We start from the raw sequence: 14,555 nt of genomic DNA on the forward strand, positions 1-14,555 counted from the left end.
TGATGGCACACGCAAAAAACCATGATTATCACATTCTGGCCCCGTCGATCTGGCCACTGATCGGCGCGATCGGTGGCTTTGTGATGCTGTTCGGAGCCGTCCTTTGGATGCACGGTATTACGCCGTTCTTGTTCTGGGCTGGCCTTGTCGCCGTGCTGTACACCATGTTCGCCTGGTGGTCCGAGGTTGTGGCTGAAAGCCGCGCTGGTGATCACACGCCGGTGGTACGCATAGGTTTGCGTTACGGGTTCATCCTGTTTGTGATGTCCGAGGTGATGTTCTTCTTTGCCTGGTTCTGGTCGTTCTTCAAACACCGCATGTACCCGATGTACGATTATGCCGGTACGGAATACATCCAGCCGGATATCCACGCGGTCGACCCGTTCCACCTGCCTCTGATCAACACGCTGGTTCTGCTGCTGTCGGGCTGTGCAATCACCTGGGCACACCACGCGCTGGTCCATGACAATGACCGCAAGGCGTTGATCAACGGTCTGGCCATCGGCATCGTGCTGGGTATCGCGTTTACCTTCCTGCAGGCGTTTGAATACTATGAACTGCTTGCCCACGAAGGTTGGGAGTTTGGAGGCGATCAATTCTATTCGAATTTCTTCATGGCGACCGGTTTTCACGGTGCACACGTGATCATCGGAACGATCTTCCTGAGCGTCTGTCTGATCCGAGCACTGCGCGGAGACTTCACTCCTGAAAAGCATGTCGGATTTGAAGCAGCGGCATGGTACTGGCACTTTGTTGATGTCGTCTGGCTGTTCCTTTTCTTCGCCGTCTACATCTGGGGTCAGGCCCCGCTGATGTAACGCCAGTCAGGCTATTAAATTGCAAAAGCCGCCCGCGGGGGCGGCTTTTTCTCTATCCGGGGCGCAAGATTGCGCCCCATACAATTGCATGGTTGCAATTGCGCCTGTGCAGCCCTTAACAAGACGCCGGTTCTGATCCCTTTTGTGCAACGAAACTTGGTTCTGACATGCGCCGTATCCTGTTCCTGCTGATTTTCGGAGTTGCCGGTCTGGCTATCCTGTTGTCGCTGGGCGTGTGGCAGGTAAATCGGCTGTCGTGGAAAGAGGGTTTGCTGGCTGATATTGACGGCCGTATTGCCGGAGATCCCATGCCGCTGCCTGCGGAGCCCGACCGTGAAGTTGACAGATATCTGCCCGTTACGATCTCGGGGCAGATGCTGCCGGGCGAAGTTCACGTCTTGGTCTCGGTCAAACAGGTCGGCCCCGGCTATCGCATCATTGCACCTTTTCAAACGGGTGATCGCACCATTTTGGTGGATCGTGGGTTCGTGCCCACTACGGCCAAAGCCGCGGAACGTCGAATTGGAGCGATGGACGTGACGGGTAACCTTCATTGGCCAGAAGAGATTGATGGCTATACGCCCGAGGCCGATTTGGACGACAACATCTGGTTCGCCCGGGATGTACCCGCATTGGCTGCCGCGTTGAATACGGAACCTGCGATGCTGATCGCGCGATCGCGCACCGACGCGGAAATTACCCCTCTGCCTGTTGACTCCGCAGGCATTCCGAATGACCACCTGCAATATGCAGTGACCTGGTTTGGTCTGGCTCTGGTCTGGGCCGCGATGACCGTTTACTTCCTGTGGCGCAGCCGCGCCCCTTCAAAGAGTGAAGCGCAATGAAATACATCTCGACACGTGGCCAAGCGCCGGAACTGACATTTGAAGAGGCGATGCTGACCGGGCTGGCCCGAGATGGTGGTCTGTACCTGCCCGCCGAGATCCCGGTGATGAGCCAGGATGAGATCGCGGCGCTGGCAGGATTGCCTTATGAGGAAATCGCCTTTCGGGTGATGTGGCCCTATGTCAGTGGGTCCTTTGCCGAAGATGAGTTCAAGGCGATTATCGCTCGCGCGTATGAGGGATTTGGTCATGATGCCCGCGCTCCGCTGAAGCAACTGAACGAGAACCACTTCCTGCTGGAGCTGTTTCACGGTCCAACGCTGGCCTTTAAGGACTTTGCCATGCAACTGATCGGTCAGTTGTTCCAGGTGGCGCTGAAGCGACGTGGAGACCGCGTGACCATCGTGGGTGCCACCAGTGGAGATACCGGCTCGGCAGCTATCGAAGCGTTTCGTGGGCTCGACGCCGTAGACGTGTTCATCCTGTTCCCCCATGGTCGCGTGTCCGAGGTGCAGCGCCGCCAAATGACCACGCCTGCTGACAGCAATGTGCATGCCTTGGCCGTTGATGGTGACTTCGATGATTGTCAGGCCGCCGTGAAGGACATGTTCAACGATTTCGACTTTCGCGATGGGGTGAAACTGGCGGGTGTGAACTCGATCAACTTTGCTCGGGTTCTGGCGCAGGTTGTTTACTATTTCTCGGCGGCGACCAACCTGGGGGCGCCGCATCGCAAGGTCAGCTTCACCGTGCCGACCGGCAATTTCGGAGACATTTTCGCGGGCTACATTGCCAAGTGCATGGGTCTGCCTATTGATCGTCTGGTTGTGGCGACCAACCAGAACGACATCCTGCACCGCTGCCTGTCCGGCGAAGGGTACTTCAAGGGCGACACCATCCCCTCGATCAGCCCGTCGATGGATATTCAGGTCAGCTCGAATTTTGAGCGCGCGCTGTACTATGCCTATGGCGAGGATGGTGCTGTCGTGGCGCAATTGATGGATGAGCTCAAGAATGGCGGCTTCAACGTCAGCCAGGGCGCGACGGAAACGCTGCGCGAGAATTTCGACTCGGGCCGCGTGTCCGAGGGTGAAACTCTGGCCACGATCAAGGCTACGCTAACCCATAGTGCCGAGTTGGTTTGCCCGCATACCGCCGTGGGCATCAAAGTTGCCGAAGATCACTGCGCGGCGGATGTCCCGATGATTACACTGGCCACCGCACATCCGGCAAAATTCCCGGCTGCGGTCGAGAAGGCAAGCGACGTGCATCCGCCTCTTCCATCCCGCATGTCAGATCTGTATGAACGTCCGGAACGGGTGACCCGCATCGCCAATGATCTGGGCGCCATCGAGGATCATATTAAAAGGCATATTGCTGAGTGACTGTCAGACAAGACCAACTGAAGAACGGATTTCGTATCGTCAGTGAGCACATGCCGGGGCTGCAATCGGCGGCCATCGGCATCTGGGTAACCGCCGGTGGGCGGCATGAGCGGATCGAGCAGAACGGTATTGCGCATTTCCTTGAGCACATGGCCTTCAAGGGAACCGAGCGCCGGACCGCGCTGCAGATCGCCGAAGCGATCGAGGATGTGGGCGGGTATATCAACGCCTATACGTCGCGCGAAGTGACGGCCTATTACGCGCGCGTTCTGAAAGACGATGTGGCACTGGCGATGGACGTGATTGGTGACATCGTTCTAAACCCGGTCTTCGATCCGCGCGAGATCGAGGTTGAGCGCGGTGTGATCCTGCAGGAAATCGGTCAGGCATATGACACACCGGACGACGTGATTTTCGACTGGTTGCAAGAGCAGAGCTATCACGATCAGCCCTTGGGTCGCACTATCCTTGGCCCGACCGAGCGAGTCAGCGCCTTTTCGCGAGAGGATCTTTCGGGTTTCGTGGCCGAGCATTACGGGCCGGAACAGATGATCTTGTCTGCGGCTGGCGCCGTGGATCATGATGCGCTGATGAATATGGCCGAAGAGATGTTTGGTCATCTTCAACCACGCAAGGGGCTGATCCCCGAGACAGCGCGGTTCACTGGTGGCGAAGCGCGGCAGGAAAAAGAACTGGAACAGGCTCATTTCGCGCTGGCGCTGGAAAGCCCCGGTTATCGCGACGATGCGATCTACACGGCGCAGATCTATTCGACAGCTTTGGGCGGGGGCATGTCCTCGCGCCTGTTCCAAGAAGTGCGGGAAACGCGCGGGCTTTGCTATATGATCTTTGCCCAGACAGGGGCCTATGCCGATACGGGCACGACCACGATCTATGCCGGAACTTCGGCGGATCAGGTGGGCGAACTGGCCACAATCACCATAGATGAGATGAAGCGTGCCGCCGAAGATATGAGCCCGCAGGAGGTCGCCCGCGCGCGTGCCCAGATGAAGGCCGGGATGCTGATGGGTCTGGAAAGCCCCTCGAACCGCGCTGAACGTCTGGCGCGGCTGGTACAGATTTGGGGACGTGTACCCTCGCTTGAAGATACGGTCGCCAAAATTGATGCGGTTAGCACTGCGGATGTGCGAAGCTTTGCCGAACAGATGGCAGTGAAAGCGCCCGCTGCGCTGGCGCTATATGGCCCGGTGTCGGGCGCGCCGACGCTGGCTGAATTGCAGGAGAGGCGTGCGGCGTGATGCTGTTGGGCAGACGCAAGCTGAAACTCGAGACCGAGCGCCTGAGCCTGCGCCCGCCCGTCCATTCTGACTTCAACGATTGGGCGGCGCTGCGGCGAGCGTCCAAAGAATACCTCACCCCGTGGGAGCCGATCTGGGCCAAGGATCATCTTACGCGCAAGTCTTTCACCAACCGGGTGTATTGGGCGCAGCGTTCAGTGGCCAGTGGCACGGCAATTCCATTGTTCCTGTTTCGCCGCTCCGATGATGTTTTGATCGGGGCGATCACGCTGGACAACGTGCGCCGGGGTCCAGCACAGGCAGGAACGCTTGGCTATTGGACCGGTCAGGCCTTTGCCCGCAATGGGTATATGCGCGAGGCGATTGGGGCGGTTGTCCACTATGCCTTCACCCGTCTGGATCTTAGCCGGATCGAGGCCGCCTGCCTGCCGGAAAACAAACCCTCGCGTGGGTTGCTGGAAAGCTCGGGCTTTAAGTACGAAGGCGTGGCACAATCTTATCTGCAGATCAACGGGCGGTGGCGAACCCATGTTCTGTATGCCAGCCTACGGTCGGACCGGCGCGGCAAGACCGACGCGGGCTAGGGGCTTTGCCCCCGGCGAGGCAAGCCACGCCTCCCTCGGGGTATTTTTGGCCAGATGAACAAGGGGCATGACTTGTTTGCGTTCTGCGCTACACTACTCCCATGCGCTGGATTGTTGCGGCATTGATGGTGATCTCGGGCGGGGCTGCAGCGCAGGAGCGGCAGCCGAGCCATTGTATCGCCATCGCGGATGCCGCGCCGGGGATTGAATATATTCACAAGGCGGCGTGGCAAGACCCAATCCCGGAATACTCTGTGCGGATCAGCTATATCGCCCACGCCTCTTTTCTGATCCAGACCCAAGGTGGGTTGAATGCGGTAACGGATTTTACCGGCTTCATCGGCAGCGCCGATCTGATTCCGGATGTAGTTACCATGAACCATGCCCACAGCACCCATTGGACGGCTCATCCCGATCCGGCGATCCCGCATGTTTTGCCGGGGTGGGGAGAGTTCGGGCAGGGGATAGAACACTACCTCGATCTGGGCGAAATGCTCGTTCGCAATGTCTCGACCGATATCCGATCTGCGTATGGTGGCGTCGAAGAGCGTGGCAATTCAATTTTTGTGTTCGAGGTCGAAGGGCTGTGCATCGGCCATTTGGGCCATCTGCACCATATCCCTTCAGACGAACAATTCGCGGCGCTAGGGCGGTTGGACGTTGTAATGGCGGCCGTGGATGGGGGAACGACGATGCCTCTGCCCGAAATGATTTCGGTACTGAAACGGCTGGAAAGCTCGGTCATCATTCCGATGCACTGGTTCTCGGGCTTTTCGCTGGACCGGTTTCTGGTCGATATCCGCAATGATTTTCCGGTCGAACGCAAGGGAGTGACCGAGATCACCGTGTCGCTGCGCACTCTGCCAAGCCAGCCGACTGTGGTCGTGTTGGAGCCACGCCACCTGATTGATCTGGAATAGGGGTTGTCGGGACGCACCTGCTTGGGCGATGAAGTGGCATGACACTGAATCCTGCCGATGAGAATCTGGCCCGTCTGATCCGGGCTGATCTGGGCGATCACATTCTGCGCCCGGTTGCGGAACGTTATCTGGAAGAGCCGCGTCGGCGTTTTGCCGGACATGTGGGTTTGTTAGCCTTACCGCGCACGGTTGACGAAGTGTCGACATTGGTGCGTCTGGCCGCAGACATGCGGGTGCCGGTGGTACCTTATGGCGGCGGCACAGGGTTGGTGGGCGGTCAGGTGATGCCGGACGGGCCTGCGCCTCTTGTGATCTCACTGGAACGGATGACGGCCATTCGGGCGGTGTACCCGACCGAGAATATTCTGATTGCCGAGGCGGGTGCCATTCTGGCTGATGTACAGGCCGCAGCGGAAGAGGCCAACCGGCTTTTCCCCTTGGCCCTTGCGGCGCAAGGATCGTGCCGGATCGGGGGCAACCTTGCCACCAATGCGGGTGGGGTCAACGTGCTGCGCTATGGCAATGCGCGCGACCTCTGTCTGGGGTTGGAAGCGGTTTTGCCCAGCGGTGAAATCTGGCACGGGCTCAGCCGGTTGCGCAAGGACAACACCGGCTATGACCTGCGTAATCTGCTGGTCGGGGCCGAGGGCACGTTGGGGATCATAACAGCAGCTTCGTTGAAGCTGTACCCGCAGCCAGAGGCGGTAGGGACCGCGATGCTGCAGGTTGCCTCAGCTCAAGCGGCGATTGATCTGCTGTCGTTGGCCCACGATCAACTGGGCGATGGGGTCAGTACATTTGAGCTGATCCACAGACAGGGATTGCAATTCCTGACCGAGGTTCTGCCGGATGTGCGCCAGCCGTTTGCTACGCAGCCCGAATGGTGCGTTCTGATCGAACTTGGATTGTTTGCGGGGCATTCGACTTCGGAGGCGCTGGAAAAGCTTTATGTCGCTGCAGACGATGCTGGCCTTGTCGGCGATGCGGTCATTGCGCAGAATGAGGCACAGCGTAGGGACCTGTGGGCCGTTCGCGAACGTATTCCTGAAGCCAACCGACTGATTGGGTCGGTATCCAGCCACGATATCTCGGTCCCGATATCACGAATTCCCGAATTCATTCAGCAGGGCGCCGAGGTGGTGGCCGCGCTTGGGCCATTCCGTATCAACTGCTTTGGGCACGTTGGCGATGGCAACCTGCACTACAACGTGTTTCCGCCCTCGGGACACAATCGTTCGGAATTTGATGACGAAAGGCAGGCTGTCAAACACGCCGTACATGATCTGGTAGATGTGTTTGGCGGCTCGGTAAGTGCCGAGCACGGGGTAGGACGTTTGAAAGCCGATGATCTTGAAAGGTATGGCGACGCGACAAAGCTGTCTACAATGCGCGCCATCAAAACCGCGCTGGACCCGCAGGGGATCATGAATCCAGGCGCGGTTTTGAGGTCTTAGACACGGCCCGGCATCACCCAGGCCGTGCCGGGGCATTTACGAGTTCGGCAGGATGACCTTGTCAATCACGTGGATCACACCGTTTGACGTCTCGATGTCGGCTTGTACGACATTGGCATCATTCACCATCACACCGTTGTCCAGATCAATGGTTATGTCTCCGCCCTGTACGGTCGCGGCGGTCATGTCATCAGACAGATCGCCCGACATCACCTTGCCCGGAACCACGTGATAGGTCAGGACCGCGACGAGCTGATCTTTGTTTTCAGGCTTCAGCAGCGTCTCGACGGTGCCTTCTGGAAGGGCGGCAAATGCCTCATCCGTGGGTGCGAAGACGGTGAATGGGCCTTCACCCTTCAGCGTATCCACCAACTCGGCGGCTTGAACGGCGGCGACGAGAGTTTCAAAGCTGCCGGCGCCGACGGCGGTGTCAACGATATCCTTTGAGTGACCATCTGCGTGTGCCGACGTGCTAACGAGCAGGCCGACAACTCCGGCGATAGCGAGTTTGCGAAACATGTTACAATTCCCTTGTTGGAATGCCTTCGACGGCATCAACAAAGGTACGGCTGATCTTAGCAATAAGATCAATGAATGTGTCTATGAGATTGGGTTGAACTTGGGCGGTGCCGCGCTAAGCCCGTGTCTGTTCAGAAGTCTATTCACGATTTTGTGAGATTGAGCGTTTAAAGCCCCTCGAATTCGCACAAAATATGCACGTCCATGCCCATGTCCTCTAGCAGTTTGCGGCCGCCCAGTTCCGGTAGATCAATGATGAAGGAACACGAGACAATCTCCCCCCCCAGTCGTTCAATCAGTTTGATCCCGGCCGCGGCGGTGCCGCCGGTGGCCAGGAGGTCGTCGACGACCAGGATTTTCTCACCCGGCAGAATGGCGTCATCATGTATTTCAACAATGGCCTCACCATATTCCAGTTTGTAGTCCTGGCTGATGGTGGTGCCGGGCAGCTTGCCTTTTTTGCGGATCGGTACAAATCCAACGCTCAGCTGGTGGGCGATGGCGCCGCCCAGAATGAAACCGCGCGCCTCAAGGCCAACCACCTTGTCAATTCGTTCACCTGCGTAAGGGTGCAACATCTGGTCGATTGCCATGCGGAAGCCACGTGGGTCGGCAAACAGGGTAGTGACGTCCCGGAACATGATTCCCTCATGCGGGAAATCGACGATGGTTCGGATGTAATCCTTGACCGACTTGTTTCTGGACATGGCCAACCTCTCTGGCGTCAAAACACGCGGGCGTGTTTGGCCGATTGGGGGCAGCCTTGCAAGAAAAGATTGCCGCCGTCTTACTTGCGACGGTCCGGATTGGCCTTTGGCAGTCCGTAATACCGATACAGTGCCGTGGGCAACCACGACAGATGTGGTTTACGCCAATTGCGTTGGTCTCGCAAAAGAAATGCCTGAGCAGCATGAAGGTTCATTGCCATAATCCTTTTTTATTGTTAGGTGCTCGATAACTACAATTTCTATGCGATGTATATACAATGCATCTCAAATAGAATCAAGAGTTGGACGGGGAAAAGACGGATGGCGAAGAAAGACGGTAAAGGGTCTAACAAGAAAAACAGTCAGTTAGTCCTGCGTCTGGATAAGGATGAACGGGACGCGTTTGTGGAATTGTGCAGGGAATTGGATACGTCAGCCGCGCGCGAAATACGGCGGTTCATCCGTGGGTTCATGAAGGAACACGAAGCGAGTTGAACCCTCAGGCCGGGCGACGCAGCACCGCTGTCGCAACCCCCATTCCGATCAAAGTCAGTCCTCCGAACCGGGTCATTGCGGTGATGACTCCGGCGCGTCCGATCATCCGGCGGAGCCGATCCGCCAGCAGCGCATAGGCCAGCGCGTTAAGCCAGGCTAGGCCCACAAACGTGGCAATCAAGATGGCGAACTGTGGGCCCAAGGGGTCCGACGGGCGCAGGAATTGCGGCACGAAGGCAATGAAAAATGCAATGGACTTAGGGTTCAGCGCCGTAACGGCGGCGGCATGACCGAAGACGCTGTGGGCAGTAACATTTCGTCCAGTGTCTGGTGTTTCCAAACCGCCTGAAGGCGCGCTGCGCAACAGCTTGATACCCAGCCAGACAAGATAGGCCGCGCCCACCCATTTCAGTACTGAAAACAGCGTGGCCGAGGCCAATACCAACGCCCCCAATCCCAGCAGCGAGGCAGTCATCGCCACCAGATCCCCGACCGCGACACCGGTAGCCGAAGCTACGGCGACGCTGCGCCCCTTGGACAGGGCATAGCTGAGCACCAGCAACACGGTCGGGCCGGGGATCAGCAGCAAAGCGGTCGATGCGGCCACGAAGGTTAGCCAAAGGTCGAGGGACATGGGGTTTCCTGTTTTGATGTTGCCCTCACCAAGCCCCGACGCGACGGCGAGGTCAAGCCTTTCGTGGCTCGGTCGCGCGACGCATCAACGCCTCAAGCGGTCCGCGCTTGAACCGGCGGAACCACAAAAGGGCGAATGCCGAGGATAAGACGCAGAATCCAAGCGCATAGCCCACGATCTGCGGCGGGCTGAGCGAGCCATTCAGCAAGCCCAGCTCATCCAGTATCCCCATCCCGATCAGGATATGCGCCACGTACAATGTCAGGCTCTGCCGCCCCGGTGCAGTCAGGGCAGGACCAAGGCGCAATGTTTTGATCCTGCGCCACAGCTTCAACAACAGCCCGATCACCACGCAGGCCGATCCGGTACCGGATAGGATATAAAATGGCCCCGGCGGAATTGATGCGGTGCCTAGATAAGCAACCAGTTCTGGGTCAGAAACCATTCTTTGCGGAAACAGGGCCAGCACTGCGGCGCCAAAACCCCACATGATCAGACGATGCTGAATGCAGAGCGTGTGTAGCTCCGATCGCCCAATCGCCATGCCGATCAAAAGGAAGGCGGCCCAAGGCAAGACCGGGTGCCAGCCGTTGAACAGCGCATTGCGCAGAAAACCGGGCAGGGTCCAGAGGTCAGCATAGCTGAGCGTGGCCCAGTCCCAGCCACGTTCATAATCAAAAATCAGATTGGCAAGAACAGCCAGTGTAACGATCCCCAGCGCCCCCAGCCACAGCATACGATCCGAAGCCGTAAGAAACGCCGCCCCGACCACAAAATACAGCGCGTAGAAATGCAGAATATCGGCGTCGAACACGGTCATGTTTATTAGGCCAAGCCCAAACAGAAAGACCGCGCGTCGCAACAACACACCCGACGGGATTTTCGAAAGCCCTAACCCGATCCCCGCCAGAACGACGAATAGGGCGGCGGCCCGCCCCTCTAGTACGTCGATTAGGCCCGAGGCCCAGCCATTGCTCGGAGCAACCTGCGCGGCGATGCGGAAGTTCACCAGAACCATGCCGCAGAATGCTAAAAACCGGGCGGCGTCCAAGGCTTCGAGTCGTTTCATGATGCTCCTTTGTTTCGGGGTGTACTGACCTGTATTTGTGGCACAATTGCGTTTAACGGACTGTTCTGGATAAACATTTTGCGAGAATTAATGCTGCCTAACCAACCTTATGGGGTGTTTCTTGCCCGGTTTGCGCAACTTAAAGATTGCGTTAAAGCGTGCGTATCGTCCTTGAAACACCGGTCTGGTCCTCCAACCTTGGGCGTATCACAGGATTGGAGGCGAAGGTGACGCAGACACATCCCGACTATTCGAAGTCGTTCAAAGATATGTCCCGCTCAAATGACGGGCGGTTGAAACGTGTGTTGATCCTGTTGATCCTGATCAGCGTGGTGATTTACGCTGGGATCGTAGGGTACATGTACGCCAATCAAGACTCGCTTTTGTACAAACCTTCCGGAGAGTTGACCGACCCCAAAGAGGTCGGGCTGGCCGATGTTGACGTAATCTCTTTGCCGATGTCCGATGGGGTGGTGTTGACGGTATGGTCTGCTCCTCCGGCTACGGAGGGTGCTCCGACGGTTCTTTTTTTTCACGGTCAAAGCGGCAATCTGGGTGATCGTGCTGACCGGCTGCGGGAAATCCTGAACAGTGGTTTTGGCCTGCTCGCCCCCAGCTATCGCGGTTTTCCGGGTAGTGAAGGCGAACCCTCGGAACTGGCGCTGATCTCGGACGGGATTGAGATGTTCGACCGGTTGGATGCTGAGGGTGCGTCGGTTGTCCTGCACGGCCAAAGTCTTGGAACCGGCGTGGCGGCTGCAGTTGCCGAGGAACGCCCCAATGCGCAGCTTCTGGTGCTTGAGGCACCATTCACAGCGACTGTGGATGTGGCGGCCGAGCGGTATCCGTTTCTGCCGGTCTCGGCCTTAATGAAGGATCAGTTCGCGACACGAGACTTTATTGCCGACGTTACGGTGCCCACGCTGATCTTCCACGGTACCGAGGATGAAACCGTTCCGGTACATCACGGCCAAGCGCTGGCGGCGATGTCGGGCGACACCGCCGAGCTTTACGTCATCCCTAACGGCACCCATAACGACCTGTGGTCGCATGGGTTGTGGGACGAGGTTCAGAGCAAGCTTGCGCAGTAACGTGCGTTAAAGAATCCGCCCGGCAACCGCATCCAGCTTAGCCAGCAGCGCTGGATCACGTTTCTCGGGTGCGGTCAGGATCGCGTATTCCAACGCCCGATCGCATCCATGCGGGCAAGGCGCGCGTTCGGCCCCCAGCAGGTTGGGTAGACCTTTGACCAGCGCCCGGCCTTTTTCTGCATTCCCGGTCAGTGTGGCGATGATGGCAGAAACGTCGACCTCTCCGTGATCGGGATGCCAACTATCGTAATCGGTGACCATGGCGATCGAGGCATAGCAAAGCTCGGCCTCGCGGGCGAGTTTCGCCTCGGGCATGTTGGTCATGCCGATGACGTCACAGCCCCATTGCTCGCGATACATCTTGGATTCGGCCAGTGAAGAGAACTGCGGTCCCTCCATCGCCAAATAAGTGCCGCCGCGATGGATGGTAATGCCTGCGGCCTTGCCTGCAGTCTCACAAGCGTCCGACAGGCGGGGGCATGTGGGATGGGCGAGGCTGACATGGGCAACGCAGCCAGTGCCGAAAAAGCTTTTCTCGCGCGCAAAGGTCCGGTCGATGAACTGGTCGACGATCACGAAGTCTCCCGGTGCCATATGCTCGCGGAAGGACCCGCAGGCAGAAACCGAGATTACGTCCGTTACTCCCAACCGTTTAAGCGCGTCGATATTGGCGCGGTAGGGCACCTCGGTCGGTGAATGCACATGACCGCGCCCGTGGCGCGGCAGAAAGGCCATTTCGACGCCGCTCAGAGACCCGGTCAGGATCTGGTCCGAGGGGGCGCCCCACGGCGTTTCAACCGTAACCCATTCCGCGTTTTCCAGCCCGTCAATATCGTAGATACCTGATCCGCCGATGATTGCGATTTTCGTCTGGGTCATGGCTGTGCTCCAATTGGAAAAATACGTTGCAAACTGTCTGAGGTGCAGCAAAGGATTTGGCAAGTGGGTTCAACGGTTTGTGTTGATTGATGGTCCGGTATGCGTTTGGCGCATATCTGGGTCCCGCCTGACGCGGTATCTCAGGCAGGGTTTGCCCGCTAAAAGGCCCCTTTCGCGCGAACACAAAAGACCAACAGGACCGTCCCATGCCCCGAGCCATGCTGGCAAGCTTTGCCAATCGTATCGCCAAACCCGATCTTCGCTGGGTGCCGGACGAAGGCTTGACCGCCTCGCGTCTGCGGATCGAGCTGCTGTCCGGTTTGACCGTGGCACTGGCACTGGTGCCCGAAGCGGTGGCCTTTGCCTTTGTGGCCGGTGTGCACCCGCTGGTTGGTCTGTACGCGGCCTTTATGGTTGGTCTGATCACTGCGCTGATCGGAGGCCGTCCGGGCATGATTTCTGGCGCGACTGGGGCGCTGGCCGTTGTGATGGTGGCGCTGGTGGCGGAACACGGGGTTGAATATCTGTTCGCGACCGTTGTGTTGATGGGAATTCTGCAGGTGATCGCCGGCGCGATGCACTGGGGCCGGTTCATCCGACTGGTGCCGCACCCGGTGATGCTGGGCTTTGTAAATGGTCTGGCGATCGTGATCTTTCTGGCGCAGTTGGGCCAGTTCAAAGTGCCAGGCACCATGCAAAACACCGGCCATGGCGTTGGTGGCGGTGAATGGCTTTCGGGTCTGCAGCTTTACACCATGTTGGGGCTGGTCGCGCTGACCATGGCGGTGATCTGGGTGATGCCGCGTATCACGCGCATCATCCCTGCACCGCTGGCGGGTATTCTGGTTGTCGCAGCGCTGGTGATCGGCTTTGGTCTGGACGTTCCACGCGTCGGCGATCTGGCTTCTATCGAGGGTGGTTTACCGCCGTTCCACATCCCGATGGTGCCGCTGAACTGGGAAACCTTTGAAATCATACTGCCCTATGCCGTCATTCTTGCCGCCATCGGCCTGATTGAATCCCTGCTGACGCTGAACCTTGTGGGTGAAATCACCGGCAAGCGCGGCGGGGCCTCGCAGGAATGTATCGCACAGGGTGTTGCGAACGTGGCCACCGGGTTCTTTGGTGGCATGGGTGGTTGTGCGATGATCGGTCAGTCGATGATCAACGTGAAATCCGGCGGACGGACCCGCATCGCCGGGATCGCGGCGGCGCTGTTCCTGCTGGTGTTCATCCTGTTTGCGTCCCCCTTGATTGAACAAATCCCGCTGGCCGCGTTGGTCGGGGTGATGTTCATGGTAGTGATCGGAACCTTTGCCTGGAATTCGTTCAAGATCATGCGCAAGGTTCCGTTGATGGACGCATTCGTGATTGTTCTGGTGACCGTCGTGACGGTGATGGAAGACCTCGCGGTTGCAGTTGTGGTCGGTGTGATTGTTTCGGCGTTGGCCTATGCGTGGAACAACGCAAAACGCATCCATGCGATTACGCGTGAATCTGAAACCGAAAAAGGCGCAAAAGTCTACGAAATCCAAGGACCTCTGTTCTTTGGCTCATCAGAGGGGTTTGTCGAACTGTTTGATGTGCCGAGCGATCCGAACACGGTTATCGTAGACTTCGCTGAAAGCCGGGTTGTGGATCAATCGGCGCTGCAGGCCATCGAAAACGTTGCCGCAAAATATGAGGCCGCTGGCAAACGAGTTATGCTGCGCCACCTCAGCCGCGATTGCCACAAGCTGCTGAACAAAGCAGGGCATCTGATGGTCGATAGCGACGATGATCCCGATTACCAGCTGGCTGTGGATTATTCAGTTCGTACTGGAATCTTGGGCGGCCACTAAGCATTTTACGATGTGTAGTATCTCTAAGGATATCGATTGAGAGGCGGCGGGGGTA

The 14,555-nt window shown here is 57.9% G+C and carries 15 protein-coding genes; 10 read left to right on the forward strand and 5 right to left on the reverse strand.

The window, feature by feature from the left end:
* The first annotated feature begins 2 nt into the window (after positions 1–2).
* From ACR0DT_RS09210 to ACR0DT_RS09240, 7 genes are all read left to right on the forward strand, one after another.
* Positions 3–818: a cytochrome c oxidase subunit 3 gene (locus tag ACR0DT_RS09210; protein WP_480710442.1), complete on the forward strand. Its 816-nt coding sequence runs from the start codon at positions 3–5 to the stop codon at positions 816–818.
* 167 nt (positions 819–985) lie between these two features.
* Positions 986–1,663, forward strand: coding sequence for an SURF1 family protein (locus tag ACR0DT_RS09215; RefSeq protein WP_480710443.1), 678 nt, complete (start codon positions 986–988; stop codon positions 1,661–1,663).
* Positions 1,660–3,048, forward strand: a complete 1,389-nt coding sequence (thrC, locus tag ACR0DT_RS09220; protein WP_480710444.1) for a threonine synthase — start codon at positions 1,660–1,662, stop codon at positions 3,046–3,048. The genes ACR0DT_RS09215 and thrC overlap by 4 nt, the downstream gene beginning before the upstream one ends.
* Positions 3,045–4,307, forward strand: a complete 1,263-nt coding sequence (locus ACR0DT_RS09225; RefSeq protein ID WP_480710445.1) for a M16 family metallopeptidase — start codon at positions 3,045–3,047, stop codon at positions 4,305–4,307. Before thrC ends, ACR0DT_RS09225 begins: the two co-directional genes overlap by 4 nt.
* The gene (locus ACR0DT_RS09230; protein WP_480710446.1) at positions 4,307–4,891 is read left to right on the forward strand and encodes a GNAT family N-acetyltransferase; all 585 of its coding nucleotides are present in this window, start codon (positions 4,307–4,309) and stop codon (positions 4,889–4,891) included. Before ACR0DT_RS09225 ends, ACR0DT_RS09230 begins: the two co-directional genes overlap by 1 nt.
* Positions 4,892–4,992: 101 nt before the next feature.
* Complete coding sequence (locus ACR0DT_RS09235; protein WP_480710447.1) at positions 4,993–5,811, forward strand: MBL fold metallo-hydrolase; 819 nt, start codon at positions 4,993–4,995, stop codon at positions 5,809–5,811.
* Between the two features lie 38 nt (positions 5,812–5,849).
* A complete protein-coding gene (locus ACR0DT_RS09240; RefSeq protein ID WP_480710448.1) occupies positions 5,850–7,265 on the forward strand; it encodes an FAD-binding oxidoreductase in 1,416 nt (471 codons plus the stop codon).
* A gap of 36 nt (positions 7,266–7,301) precedes the next feature.
* On the opposite strand, the gene ACR0DT_RS09245 is transcribed toward ACR0DT_RS09240, so the two are convergent.
* Both ACR0DT_RS09245 and ACR0DT_RS09250 read right to left on the reverse strand, forming a co-directional pair.
* A complete protein-coding gene (locus ACR0DT_RS09245) occupies positions 7,302–7,784 on the reverse strand; it encodes a fasciclin domain-containing protein (protein ID WP_480710449.1) in 483 nt (160 codons plus the stop codon).
* Between the two features lie 167 nt (positions 7,785–7,951).
* On the reverse strand, positions 7,952–8,491 hold the full coding sequence (locus ACR0DT_RS09250) for an adenine phosphoribosyltransferase (protein ID WP_480710450.1): 540 nt from the start codon (positions 8,489–8,491) through the stop codon (positions 7,952–7,954).
* A gap of 321 nt (positions 8,492–8,812) precedes the next feature.
* Between ACR0DT_RS09250 and ACR0DT_RS09255 the strand changes: the two genes are divergently transcribed.
* Entirely contained in the window at positions 8,813–8,986 is a 174-nt protein-coding gene (locus ACR0DT_RS09255; RefSeq protein ID WP_480710451.1) for a hypothetical protein, read from the forward strand.
* A 4-nt stretch (positions 8,987–8,990) separates the two neighbouring features.
* Here the strand turns inward: ACR0DT_RS09255 and ACR0DT_RS09260 are convergent, their stop codons facing one another.
* The gene (locus tag ACR0DT_RS09260; RefSeq protein ID WP_480710452.1) at positions 8,991–9,620 is read right to left on the reverse strand and encodes a LysE family translocator; all 630 of its coding nucleotides are present in this window, start codon (positions 9,618–9,620) and stop codon (positions 8,991–8,993) included.
* 52 nt (positions 9,621–9,672) lie between these two features.
* The gene (locus ACR0DT_RS09265) at positions 9,673–10,689 is read right to left on the reverse strand and encodes a DUF418 domain-containing protein (protein ID WP_480710453.1); all 1,017 of its coding nucleotides are present in this window, start codon (positions 10,687–10,689) and stop codon (positions 9,673–9,675) included.
* A gap of 227 nt (positions 10,690–10,916) precedes the next feature.
* Here ACR0DT_RS09265 and ACR0DT_RS09270 point away from each other — a divergent pair, with 227 nt between their 5' ends.
* Positions 10,917–11,780 carry an alpha/beta hydrolase gene (locus ACR0DT_RS09270; protein ID WP_480710454.1) on the forward strand — a complete coding sequence of 288 codons (864 nt, stop codon included), beginning with the start codon at positions 10,917–10,919 and terminating at the stop codon, positions 11,778–11,780.
* A 6-nt stretch (positions 11,781–11,786) separates the two neighbouring features.
* Here the strand turns inward: ACR0DT_RS09270 and ACR0DT_RS09275 are convergent, their stop codons facing one another.
* Positions 11,787–12,659 (reverse strand): S-methyl-5'-thioadenosine phosphorylase, encoded by an 873-nt coding sequence (locus ACR0DT_RS09275; RefSeq protein WP_480710455.1) that lies wholly within the window; start codon positions 12,657–12,659, stop codon positions 11,787–11,789.
* 206 nt (positions 12,660–12,865) lie between these two features.
* Between ACR0DT_RS09275 and ACR0DT_RS09280 the strand changes: the two genes are divergently transcribed.
* On the forward strand, positions 12,866–14,500 hold the full coding sequence (locus tag ACR0DT_RS09280) for a SulP family inorganic anion transporter (protein ID WP_480710456.1): 1,635 nt from the start codon (positions 12,866–12,868) through the stop codon (positions 14,498–14,500).
* The last annotated feature ends 55 nt before the right edge of the window (positions 14,501–14,555 follow it).

The sequence above is a fragment of the Ruegeria sp. BI11 genome, from assembly GCF_056538005.1.

What these genes read in the sequence shown, in the direction of transcription:
- ACR0DT_RS09210 (WP_480710442.1), top strand. Translation starts at nt 3, where the DNA reads ATGGCACACGCAAAAAACCATGATTATCACATTCTGGCCCCGTCGATC.
- ACR0DT_RS09215 (WP_480710443.1), top strand. Translation starts at nt 986, where the DNA reads ATGCGCCGTATCCTGTTCCTGCTGATTTTCGGAGTTGCCGGTCTGGCT.
- thrC (WP_480710444.1), top strand. Translation starts at nt 1,660, where the DNA reads ATGAAATACATCTCGACACGTGGCCAAGCGCCGGAACTGACATTTGAA.
- ACR0DT_RS09230 (WP_480710446.1), top strand. Translation starts at nt 4,307, where the DNA reads ATGCTGTTGGGCAGACGCAAGCTGAAACTCGAGACCGAGCGCCTGAGC.
- ACR0DT_RS09235 (WP_480710447.1), top strand. Translation starts at nt 4,993, where the DNA reads ATGCGCTGGATTGTTGCGGCATTGATGGTGATCTCGGGCGGGGCTGCA.
- ACR0DT_RS09240 (WP_480710448.1), top strand. Translation starts at nt 5,850, where the DNA reads ATGACACTGAATCCTGCCGATGAGAATCTGGCCCGTCTGATCCGGGCT.
- ACR0DT_RS09245 (WP_480710449.1), bottom strand. Translation starts at nt 7,784, where the DNA reads ATGTTTCGCAAACTCGCTATCGCCGGAGTTGTCGGCCTGCTCGTTAGC.
- ACR0DT_RS09250 (WP_480710450.1), bottom strand. Translation starts at nt 8,491, where the DNA reads ATGTCCAGAAACAAGTCGGTCAAGGATTACATCCGAACCATCGTCGAT.
- ACR0DT_RS09255 (WP_480710451.1), top strand. Translation starts at nt 8,813, where the DNA reads ATGGCGAAGAAAGACGGTAAAGGGTCTAACAAGAAAAACAGTCAGTTA.
- ACR0DT_RS09260 (WP_480710452.1), bottom strand. Translation starts at nt 9,620, where the DNA reads ATGTCCCTCGACCTTTGGCTAACCTTCGTGGCCGCATCGACCGCTTTG.
- ACR0DT_RS09265 (WP_480710453.1), bottom strand. Translation starts at nt 10,689, where the DNA reads ATGAAACGACTCGAAGCCTTGGACGCCGCCCGGTTTTTAGCATTCTGC.
- ACR0DT_RS09275 (WP_480710455.1), bottom strand. Translation starts at nt 12,659, where the DNA reads ATGACCCAGACGAAAATCGCAATCATCGGCGGATCAGGTATCTACGAT.
- ACR0DT_RS09280 (WP_480710456.1), top strand. Translation starts at nt 12,866, where the DNA reads ATGCCCCGAGCCATGCTGGCAAGCTTTGCCAATCGTATCGCCAAACCC.